Annotated in this window: 7 protein-coding genes; 3 read left to right on the plus strand and 4 right to left on the minus strand. The window is 45.0% G+C overall.

Going from position 1 to position 11045, the window contains the following annotated elements; all coding sequences use genetic code 11:
* Window positions 1-23: 23 nt before the first annotated feature.
* The gene (locus FHS17_RS23275) at window positions 24-1079 is read right to left on the minus strand and encodes an ABC transporter substrate-binding protein (RefSeq protein WP_167280852.1); all 1056 of its coding nucleotides are present in this window, start codon (window positions 1077-1079) and stop codon (window positions 24-26) included.
* A 270-nt stretch (window positions 1080-1349) separates the two neighbouring features.
* Between FHS17_RS23275 and FHS17_RS23280 the strand changes: the two genes are divergently transcribed.
* The 3 genes from FHS17_RS23280 to FHS17_RS23290 are packed head-to-tail and all read left to right on the plus strand — an operon-like array spanning window position 1350 to window position 5709.
* On the plus strand, window positions 1350-3143 hold the full coding sequence (locus FHS17_RS23280) for a sensor histidine kinase (RefSeq protein ID WP_167280853.1): 1794 nt from the start codon (window positions 1350-1352) through the stop codon (window positions 3141-3143).
* Window positions 3144-3157: 14 nt separating this feature from the next.
* Window positions 3158-4741 carry a response regulator gene (locus FHS17_RS23285; RefSeq protein ID WP_167280854.1) on the plus strand — a complete coding sequence of 528 codons (1584 nt, stop codon included), beginning with the start codon at window positions 3158-3160 and terminating at the stop codon, window positions 4739-4741.
* Window positions 4738-5709, plus strand: coding sequence for a sugar ABC transporter substrate-binding protein (locus FHS17_RS23290; protein WP_167280855.1), 972 nt, complete (start codon window positions 4738-4740; stop codon window positions 5707-5709). The genes FHS17_RS23285 and FHS17_RS23290 overlap by 4 nt, the downstream gene beginning before the upstream one ends.
* A gap of 39 nt (window positions 5710-5748) precedes the next feature.
* Here FHS17_RS23290 and FHS17_RS23295 read toward each other — a convergent pair whose 3' ends face one another.
* From FHS17_RS23295 to FHS17_RS23305, 3 genes are all read right to left on the minus strand, one after another.
* Window positions 5749-7029 carry a glycoside hydrolase family 27 protein gene (locus tag FHS17_RS23295; RefSeq protein WP_167280856.1) on the minus strand — a complete coding sequence of 427 codons (1281 nt, stop codon included), beginning with the start codon at window positions 7027-7029 and terminating at the stop codon, window positions 5749-5751.
* 137 nt (window positions 7030-7166) lie between these two features.
* Window positions 7167-8036, minus strand: a complete 870-nt coding sequence (locus FHS17_RS23300) for an AraC family transcriptional regulator (RefSeq protein WP_167280857.1) — start codon at window positions 8034-8036, stop codon at window positions 7167-7169.
* A gap of 18 nt (window positions 8037-8054) precedes the next feature.
* Entirely contained in the window at window positions 8055-10646 is a 2592-nt protein-coding gene (locus FHS17_RS23305; protein ID WP_167280858.1) for a winged helix-turn-helix domain-containing protein, read from the minus strand.
* Between the last annotated feature and the right edge of the window lie 399 nt (window positions 10647-11045).

The raw sequence follows: 11045 nt of genomic DNA on the forward strand, positions 1-11045 counted from the left end.
AGGTGGCTTCTTTCTTTACTCAATTAGTACTGACGTGATGGCAAAGCTTCTTTCGCCTGCTCTGATGTGAAAGTTGATTCTTTCGTAACAATACGAGCATCAATCTCTTTACCATCTACCACCGCTTGAACCGCTTCCATCAGCTGTGGTCCAAGCAGCGGGTTACATTCTACGATAAAGTTGATTTTGCCGTCAGCAGCAGCTTGCATACCGTCTTTCACTGCATCAACCGAGATAATAATGATGTCTTTGCCTGGAACAAGACCAGCAGCTTCAATCGCTTGAATAGCACCAAGAGCCATATCATCGTTGTGAGCATAGAGCACATCGATGTCTTTATGTGCTTTCAGGAACGCCTGCATAACTTCTTTCCCTTTTGCACGCGTGAAGTCGCCTGTTTGGGAAGCAATGACTTTCAGCTTCGGATTCGAAGCGATGATTTCCTGGAAGCCTGCTTTACGGTCATTCGCCGGAGCAGAACCCGTAGTACCTTGAAGCTCAACGATATTCACGTCTTCTTGTGTATCTTTATATTGATCAGCCAGCCATTGGCCGGCTTTCTTGCCTTCTTCAATAAAGTCAGAACCGATAAACGTTTTGTACAGCGAAGTATCCGCTGAATCAACTGCACGGTCCGTCAGGATAACCGGAATTCCCGCATCCTTTGCTTCTTTCAATACCGTATCCCAGCCCGATTCAACAACCGGCGAGAATGCGATGGCATCCACTTTTTGCTGAATAAAGGAACGAATCGCTTTAATTTGATTCTCTTGCTTCTGCTGAGCATCGGAGAATTTCAGATCGAAGCCAACTTCTTTGGCCGAATCTTGAATCGAGATTGTGTTAGCCGTACGCCAGCCGCTCTCTGCACCAACTTGAGAGAATCCAAGTGTAATTTTCTTGGTACCTGTCGTATCGCCGCTGGTCTCTTCTTTCACCGCTGTTGTCTCAGCCGGCTTATTCGTTGCATTGGCCGTGTTGTTTGCATTGTTACCGCCATTGTTCCCACCGCAAGCGGTTACAATAGATACCATTACAGCGAGTGTGATTGCAAGTCCCCATCTTTTCTTTACTTTCATCTGGTTAATCCTCCCTTTCGTTCACCATGTTTGGCGTGCTTTTAGTATAGACCGTCTCTTCACTCACCTAATATGGAGTCCGTTTCGAGTTTGGTTTAGAATTTTTGGCATGTGCTTGGACATCAAGAGAGTAAAGTGTAATTTTTTTCGCGAAAGGTGTACTATTCCGTGAATCTCTTAAATTCGTACAGAAACATGCTATAATGAAAAAAATTTATAAATTGTTATGTGGGGGAACAATCTCATTATCTATATGGAGAGGAACAACTCATGAAGCTCATCAAGTGGATCACTTCAAGCCTTAGGGCCAAATTGCTGAGCATGTTTATTATTCTTACCGCAGTCCCCTTACTTGTGGTTGGACTTATCTCCTATCAGAAATCCTACAACACCGTATCCGATCATAGTAAAGCATCAACCCAGTTGGTTGCTGACCAACTAGCCCGCAATATGGACAATTTATTTGGGGATACCGAGAGAATATTGGAAATGGGGAAAAACCCGCAGGTGCTCCAGTTTCTGTACTCCCAATCTGAGACGTATGAGGATGCCAAATCAATCCTTCAAACCTTCAAGTTCTACCGTGAAACCTACAAGTATGACAAGGTCCTCAATATATCGATGGTGAACTTCTATGGCAAAGGCATCAGTGAACGGAAAGGTGTATTTCAGCTTGACCGTAACCCGCTTCGGAATCCGTACTTTCAATATTTAACCCAATATCCTGATGCCATATTAAGAATTCCGGAATCTGCTTACTCCGACCTTAATCGATTGGACGGCTTTACTTATCCAGGCCAGAATGCTCTATCCATTATTGCCGCGGTTAAGCAGCGTATCACTCATGAAGTTATTGGTTTTATCATCATTGATCTGAATGAAGCCATGATTGATGATTTTCTAGCGAATACCGTTATCGGCAAAACAGGCTTCTTTTATATTAATGATCATTATGGCGAAACAGTCTTCCAACCCCAATCTTCCAGTGCTTCTCGTACTATCCTGGAACAAATTGCAGAGGAGCCCATGACCGCGCAGAATGACAGCTTTGTTCTGTCAACCAAATCAAAGCCTCAATTTATCGTTTACAGCACTTCTGAGATTACAGGTTGGAAAATTGTTGGCGTTGTTCCGTTTCAGGAGATTATTGCGGAAGCCAATGGGATCCGCCAGCTTATTATCGTAAGTGTAGTGCTTAGTGCAATCTTTGCTCTGACGCTTTACTTCTTCCTGACCAACCGCCTTACCCTGCCGATTCAGATTCTAATGAACAAGATGCGGAAAGCTGCTAATGGCTACCTCGATGCGAAGGTTACACCAACAGGGACCGATGAGATTGCTGATCTTGGCAACAGCTTCAATATTATGATCGAAGAGATTAAGAGCTTAATCGACAAAAACAGGCGTGAACAGGAACAAAAGCAGATGGCAGAGCTTCGAACCCTCCAAGCTCAAATTAACCCTCATTTTTTGTACAACACCTTAGATTCGATTATTTGGATGGCTGAAGCGGAGAAAAAAGAAAGCGTTATCAAGCTGGTTAAGGCGTTATCTCGGTTCTTCCGACTTAGTTTGAACAAAGGCCGTGATTGGGTATCGATTAAGACGGAACTCGAGCATGCACATAATTATTTGGTCATTCAGCAAATGAGATATCATGATATTTTGCAATATGAGATGGACGTTGATCCTGAGCTGCAAGTGTATCCGATTATGAAAATGACCCTTCAGCCGTTGATTGAAAATGCGATCTACCACGGCATCAAAAACAAACGCGGCCAAGGCTTGATTCGGATTGTTGGTTACGCCCAGGATCGGGATATTATTCTGACCATTGAAGACAATGGGATCGGGATGACTCCAGAGAGGCTCGCACAGCTGCAGGAGGAACTGGAGATGCCGATTGATTCTCTTACTCCCAAGCAGGACGACGATGAAGGCGGATTTGGTCTGCTAAATGTCCATCATCGTATACGCTTATATTTCGGCCTGCCTTACGGCATTGAAATGGAAAGTATTCATAAAGAAGGCAGTAAAATATCGATTCGCATTCCAAAAAAATAAGGATGGTCATAACGATGAAAAAAGTGATGATCGTTGATGATGAGATTTTGATCCGGGAAAATATCCGGAATTGTGTGGACTGGACGAAGGAGGGATTCATTTACTGCGGTGACGCATCTGATGGAGAAGTTGCCCTCCCTCTGATTGAGGAATATCAACCGGATATTCTCATTACCGATATCAAGATGCCTTTTATGGACGGACTGGAATTAACCGCAATTGTTCGTAAACAGATGCCTAATATGAAAGTAATCATAATGAGCGGTCATGATGAATTTCGTTACGCACAGGATGCGATTCGGCTTGGCGTTGAGGACTACTGCCTGAAACCAATCAGCGCATCAGAGCTTATTCAGATCCTTCAGAAGGTGAGCGCCAAAATTGACGAGGAGCAGAAGCGGCAAAAGAGTCAATCTATAACAAAGGAACGATTATTAGCCGACTTATGCGGAGGATTAATTGGCACCTCGGAGGCCATTGAATCTGCCAAGGCGCTGAACGTTTCATTGTCTTCCCGCTTCTATGCAGTGGCGATTCTGGATATTAGGTGTAAAGATTCGGCAGATTCCATGACGATTACAAGCTTGCGAAATGAACTTGAACGACAGTTGGCACCGCTGGTAGAATGCTTATCCTTCTTCCGCAGCCGAACGGAACTCGTCTGTATCTTAAAGGGCAATACGGCAGATGACATTGCGAGCGAACTAAAAGCTGTCAGCGGAAAGATCCGTACAGAGCTCGAACACCAATTTGGTGTTGAGATTTACACCGGTATCGGCAGCTTGCAGGAACGTATTCAAGGTATTCATTTCTCCTATCTCGAAGCTGAGGAGGATAAATATATTAACCGATTAACGGAGCTCAACAAAGCAACATTAAGTGAGTTCCATGTATCCGTCGATATTGTACTCGACCGCCATCTATTTCTTGAGTTCCTGAAGATTGGTGTTCCTGCCCAAAGAGATTCATTCGTCCGTGAATTTGCGGTGGAATTAAAGCAATTGAATTGGAAGGCCTCCCCTTACGGCTTCTACCTGTTAAATGATCTTACCTTAGAAGCGTATCGTGTTGCCAAGCAGTCATTCCGAACAGGAGTAGATCCTAGTGGCAGCATAGGCTGTCTGCAGCAGGAGATTAAGAAAATTGCTGCTTGGGAAGATTGCTGCGAATATCTTTGTAATCTGTATCAGGAGCTGTGGCAATGGCGGGCAGAATCATCCGATAAATATGGGGATGTCATCAATCAGGTTAAAGAGTACGTCATGAGTCAATATAACAATGAACAGTTATCCTTGAAGGTCATAGCCAATCATGTCCGGATCAGCCCTAGCCATCTAAGTAAAGTGTTCAGCCAGGAAACGGGACAGACGCTTACCGAATATTTGACACAGATTAGAATTGGCAAAGCAATGGAGCTGCTCAAGACAACTCGCAGCAAATCATTTGAGATTGCATTCGAAGTCGGCTACAATGATCCACATTATTTCTCCAATCTGTTCAAGAAAATGACGGGCATGACCCCAAAAGAATACCGGAATCAAGGAGCCGATGATCGCAAAGGCAGGCTGCAGGAATTAGAAAAGGATGAAACGGCATGATTCGTAACCGCAAGCTGACGATGATTAGCCTCGCTGCTATCATGATCGCTGTATTAAGTGGTTGTTTCAGCAGCGGGAGTGATGATCGCCTGCAATCTCAAGCTGAGAACTCACCTTCTCCTCCTAATGCCAGCCATTCCAAAACAAAAACCTTTGGCATTATTTATCCCATGACCTATCCGACTTATGAAATGATTACCCTTACAGCAAGCGAGACAGCAGATAACAATAATGTAGCACTTATCGTAAATGCGCCGGATGAAGCAAATACGGAACAACAGATCCGCATTATGGAATCCATGATCAAACAGGAGATCGATGGGATCGCGATCTCGCCTGTAGATTCAGAAGCCTTAACTCCGGTTATTAATAAAGCATTGGCTGCAGGAATACCCGTTGTTACCTTTGAATCGGATGCTCCAGACAGTAATCGAACTGCTTATATTGGGGCGGATAACTTTCTGACAGGCAGGCAAAGTGCGATGACCATCAGTCACCTGCTTGGCAACAAAGGGATGATTATCGTAGAGAATGGCATGGAGGAAATGCTGGGGATGAAACAACGTCTACAAGGCTTCCTAGATTATCTGAATCGTGAGTCTTCTATTGATGTTCTAGAGGTCCATCATAACAAAGGCAGTGAAGATCAAGCGATGAATGATATTGAGAGCATGATTGACGCTCATCCTCAATTTGATGCGATGGTGGGACTAGATTATATTTCAGCATCAGCTTCAACGCTTATATGGAAAGCCAAAGGGTTAAATCGGCTCGCCATATCGATGGGAGTCACTACAACCGGTAATGACGCTTTAATCAATGGCCAACTTGCTGCTGTTATATCGCAGAACGAAGCGGATTGGGGCAAAATGATTCTGGAAACCTTGCTCCAAGCAAGCAATGGGGAGCAGGTTGATTCGTTTATCGATACGGGTATAAAGGAAGTAAACAAAGCACATCTGGAATAATAGGAAACGGCGGGTTCCTGAAGGAACCCGCCGTTTTATTTAATCTCTTGTAAGTCTATACAATGCCGCTCCATGTGCTGGAATGTTAGCCGATAAAGTATCGGATACAATTCCGATATTTTCACCACTCCACAAATTTTTAACACTCGCTGCTTCATTAAGACCTAAGTCACTGAAGGCCACAGAAACTTCCGCCGTTTCTTCACCTGTATTGAACAAAGCCGCATATCGTTCCCCATCACTACCTTCAGCCGCCCAAACAACATGATCTCCAGCCCGCATTACTTGATGTGCCCCAAAGCTGTTGCGATGCAGATGCAGAACATCTTTATTCGTTAACAACGATAACGTCCATTCATCATTATCACGCATCTCCCCGCCCATCATAAGAGGAGAACGGAATATCGACCAGAGAGTCATCATGGTCAGCTGCTCATCACGCGTAAAGTTCGTCATCCGGTCAGGATGCGAGCATCGAACACCAATTCGTCCAAGCGGGAGCATATCGCAGTCCGGCCAATTGCCTGGCTTGGGACGGCCCTCCCACGTTTTGCAGCGATCGAACATATCTAGAAGAAGCGGCCAACGATCCCAGAAATCATCAGTCATCCGCCATAAATTCGCATTGTCTTCTAAGAAATCAGCATGCTTCACTGGAGCTGGACCTGGAGAGAGGCTGAGGACCATAGGACGTCCGACATGATCAATTGCTTTACGAATCAGTTCGATTTCTCCAAGATGCGCCCCGCCATGCAGCCAGGAATCGGCAATGTCATCCACTTTAATATAGTCAACACCCCACTCCGCGTACATCTCGAAGAGCGAATTATAATACTCTTGTGCGCCTTCCTTGGATGCATCTACACCATACATGTCCGTATTCCAGCCGCAGAAGGAGCAGGTATGAGCGATGTCGCGAGCCGTCACATTGGTCCCTTTGATTGGTGTATTATCATGTACGGCCTGACGTGGAATACCTCGCATAATATGAATGCCAAACTTTAATCCAAGGCTATGCACATAATCCGATAGGGGCTTAAAGCCTTGACCACCTTCCGAAGACGGAAAACGATTTACAGCTGGAATAAGCCGTGAGTAATTATCCATTTCCAGTCTAACGAAAGGACGGTACAAATCCGATACTGCTCCAGGCTCATACCATTGAATATCAACAACGACATATTCCCATCCGTAGGCTTTAAGATTGTCCGCCATATAGTCAGCATTGCCGCGAACTTCCTCTTCCCTTACGGTTGCTCCGTAACAATCCCAACTATTCCAACCCATCGGTGGTGTCTGTGCAAAAGTATGATGCTTCATATAGATGAAATCCTCCTGTATACGTAATAGAAATGAATTGCTCTTATACTTCTATATTACGTCCAAGAAGAATGTGGTTTCTACAGTAATCTAGCATCAATCATAGTAATATATTGCGGTTTTTTAAGCTTAATTTTCTAATCTAAGTAGACATGATTATAATTGACGCCAATACGGAAATTTCCTGGAGTCTCACCTGTGATCTTCCGAAACCATTTTATAAAATAACTCCCGCCGGAATAACCAACCTGTTCAGCAATCCGCTCTATACTCCACTCCGTCTCACGCAGTAAACGCATAGCTGCCTTAATCCGAACCTGATTCAAATAATGGTTAGGCGACATGCCAACGGTCTTCGAAAATACTCGCAGCAGATGATATTTGGACAGGTCCAGCTTATCAGCTAATTGATCGAGACTAATCATATTTTCGTAGTGAGTGTCCATATATTCTACCGCTTCATTCACCTTCTGCGGCCATTCGTTACGGTCATCCTCTGATGTGAGCGCAAACCGGCAAAGCTCAGAGATGAATTGATAAACATAAGAGGATGCCGAATAAGGCTCCTTAATCCGCCCTGCCTGCGCTTCCTCCCACATTCTTTGCAGTAAGCGGATCGGTCTGCTCGAAGGCGGTAAAGTAGGTGTCTCCCCGAGATGCTTCTTCGCTTCCTCCCAGTTTGGCAGAATTAAGGACGGTCGAATAAGCACATACACGAAGGCCCAATGAGACCCGCCTTTCGGAAAATAATAACGGTGATTACCCGGAATTTCGGTCATAAAGGCTTGTCCCGCCTTAATGCGATAAATCTCTTTGTCCGTCTCAAAGATTCCTTCTCCATCCAATGTATATTGGAACAATAGCAGCGGACCATCTGTCCGGGTTAATCCGTCCCAACGGTATAGTGGATCTTTTATAATATCCCTGCCGAGCGCAAACAAATTGCAAAGTGCTAATTGGTCAGGTGTTGTGAAGCGAAATCCAAACGTTCCAGTCTCGTTGTTCATCACCTATCCTCCACTCACTTAATCCATCCAATTTAGTTGACGCGCCGCAGCTAATGCTTGAGTCCTTGATGAAACCCCAAGCTTCGCGTAGACCCGGGATAAATACACTTTAACGGTACCCTCGGTCAAAGCCAGCTTAGCGGCAATTTGCCGATTAGGAGCACCTTGTGCAAGCAATTGTAAAATATAACTCTCCTGCTCGGTCAACGACTCAACCAAAGGGGTCATTGCTTGAGGAGCAGATATCTCTTGTTCAGGGAAGCAGTCTAGCAGCTTGGCCAAATAATCAAGCGTAACGTATTGCAAGGTGTCGTGTCCGGAATCGCGATGACGCTGGTCCACATAGGATAGCAGCAGTTTTTTCATCAGCGGCCCTTCATCAACAAAGCTTCGAATATAGCCGTTTGACTCGCCAATAACCAGCGCTTCATGTAATTGCTGAATTGCTGCTCCACGATTGCCTCGTTGAAATTCTGCCAGTGCTTGCACGATGCTGATCTCCGCCAGAACGAGAAAACAATGCTCCTGCTCAGTAGCTGCCTTGATCCAGTCAAGCTGCCGCATGGCTTCCCCCATTTTGCCTTGAGCGGTCAGAATCCGTGCATATACCGTATATTCAGACCAACGGTTTGATGCCGGTTGGATCCTGTCGGATAGACGCAGCTGTGAAATCTCTGCTTTTGCTTCAGCCAAATTATCTTCTTTCAGATAGAGATGAGCACGATTCGCCCGAAGTGGATAGAGCCAATGGTATTCTCCTAGTTGCTCAGCCAACTGTACGGCCTCGTCGATCGCTTCATGAGCCTGTAGAAAATGTCCTGAAGCAGCATGAATGCGCGCAAGCGTAATCCGGTTTGGCACAAACAATCCTGCTGTTTGTCTAGCACGATCGGACTGTTCTATTTTCCTAACTAATTGTAAACTATCACTTAGTCTGTTCCATTCGTAATAACCTTCGCATAACGCCTGTACAACGTACAGATTGATTAGGGAATGACCCCAGCCATGCCGTTCCAGTACGGATACAAAACGCTGCCCAATTCTCTCCGTGTCTGCAGATAGGACTCCTTTTAAACCAAAAGCGGTTCGTCTCACAAGAGGCTCAATCATATTGTAGTTAAAATTGTAGAAGATGGGATCCTCCGGCAGCACACCATGAAGACGATATCCAACAAACGAATCCCACTGCTCATAACGGCCGGTATAAAAGAGCAGGTTCGATTGAAGGAACAGCATTCCACCTTTGAGCGGCTCAAGCTCTTCAGCGAGCTCCGATTGCTCATATTTTAGTTCCAGCTTCTCAACGGTTTCTGCGGAAAAATGCATTTGCCCCATCAACATAAACGCAAAAGCCTGATACATCAATAATCTCGCTGTTAAAGGAACATGAGCGGCAACTAATTGAATACGTTCAAGCAAAGAAGTAAGTTCTCCTTGCTTAAGTGCATCCGGAATATACGCCTCCAGCCTCTCTGCTGCTTCGTTGTATCTTTCACTTGTAATGGCATGGTCAATCGCTTTATCCAGCATACCTCGTTCAGCAAAAGCCTGGCTTGCCGCATGATGATAGTCCAGCCATAGCTTGCGGCTTCGTGAACGCAGACGGTTCCTCAGAAATTCGGCAAACAACGAATGATATCGTACCCAACCATTACGGTCATCAAGCCGAATCACGAATAAATTCAAAGCACGCAGCTTCTCCAGCATGTCCCTGCTGTCAGAACGGCTAAAGGCTTGGTCGCAAACTTCTGCATCCATTCGATCAAATACACAGGTTTGCAGCAAAAAGTCCGTTAGCTCTGACGGCAGCTTATCGAGCACTTCCTGGAACAAATACGAGGAGACTTTATCATTGCTGCCATCAAAGCCTACGATTATGCGGTCTATATCCTGCTGTGCTTGAAGCGAGATCGAGGCCAGTTGAAGGCCAACTATCCATCCTTCTGTCTTTTCAAACAGCTTATTTGCATGCCTTTGCTCAAGTACAATTCCCGCTGCTTTACAGAATTGATGTGTCTCTTCTTGCGTAAATTGCAGCTGCTGCATGCCGATATCAGTCCGCTCTCCTCTTGCCAGCCATTTGGCTGCGTCGAAAGAGATTTCTCCACGACTTGCAATAATAATCCGATGATGAGCCGGCAAGTACTCGATAAAGTAAGTTAAGCTGCTATGTATATCTTCAAGCTGAAGATGATGATAGTCATCCAGCACAAGAGTAATCGGCTCTTGCACAGCTGTAAGCTCATTTAATAAAGTGTCAATAACCGCGTTCAGGGTTGTTCCTGCCACTAGAGCAGCAACAACGGAAAGCGATTCAACCAAGGATGGCGGCCCCGATTCGATGTAGGCATTCACAACATAACGCCAGAATCGGACGGTATCGTTATCTCTTTCGTCAAGCGATACCCACGCGGTTCGTATACTTGCAAGATGTGCCCACTGTGCAATTAACGTTGATTTGCCGGAACCTGCGGGAGCGCAAATCGTAATCAAACGTCCCTTCATGCCGTGCTCCAGCGACCCAAGCAGTCTCTCACGATGGACCAAATTTTCTTTTACAACAGGAAGCCTAATTTTTGTCTTTAATAGGATAGGTTCAGAGAATAACATACGATCTCCCTCAAGTCGGTTCTAGTACCTCTATTATACTGAAATTCAGACAGAAACTTCGACATTTTTTGCAGAGATTTAGGGAGGATATAAAACAAAAAAAATGAGGATGTCTCCTTAGCCATTTTTGGCTTTGGAAACATCCCCTGTTTTGTGCTGAAAACGATATGCGTCATGACTAACATCACGCTATTTACTCAAAATCGATCGGTTTGAAATTCTAACGAATCCTCATAACGCTAATCACAGCATAAACCTCTCATTTCCCCACTATCTAACCAAATAGCGATACCACGATTCGTTAGATTCGTGAAGACTCCGTTTTTCGCCAAATAAGCATCTTACGATTCGTTAGCAAAAAAATAGTGGTGCAGGATTAACTCCTGCACCACTATTTCG

This window comes from Paenibacillus lupini (assembly GCF_011761355.1).
Lineage (GTDB): Bacteria > Bacillota > Bacilli > Paenibacillales > Paenibacillaceae > Pristimantibacillus > Pristimantibacillus lupini.

What these genes read in the sequence shown, in the direction of transcription:
- FHS17_RS23275 (WP_167280852.1), bottom strand. Translation starts at nt 1,079, where the DNA reads ATGAAAGTAAAGAAAAGATGGGGACTTGCAATCACACTCGCTGTAATG.
- FHS17_RS23280 (WP_167280853.1), top strand. Translation starts at nt 1,350, where the DNA reads ATGAAGCTCATCAAGTGGATCACTTCAAGCCTTAGGGCCAAATTGCTG.
- FHS17_RS23285 (WP_167280854.1), top strand. Translation starts at nt 3,158, where the DNA reads ATGAAAAAAGTGATGATCGTTGATGATGAGATTTTGATCCGGGAAAAT.
- FHS17_RS23290 (WP_167280855.1), top strand. Translation starts at nt 4,738, where the DNA reads ATGATTCGTAACCGCAAGCTGACGATGATTAGCCTCGCTGCTATCATG.
- FHS17_RS23295 (WP_167280856.1), bottom strand. Translation starts at nt 7,029, where the DNA reads ATGAAGCATCATACTTTTGCACAGACACCACCGATGGGTTGGAATAGT.
- FHS17_RS23300 (WP_167280857.1), bottom strand. Translation starts at nt 8,036, where the DNA reads ATGAACAACGAGACTGGAACGTTTGGATTTCGCTTCACAACACCTGAC.
- FHS17_RS23305 (WP_167280858.1), bottom strand. Translation starts at nt 10,646, where the DNA reads ATGTTATTCTCTGAACCTATCCTATTAAAGACAAAAATTAGGCTTCCT.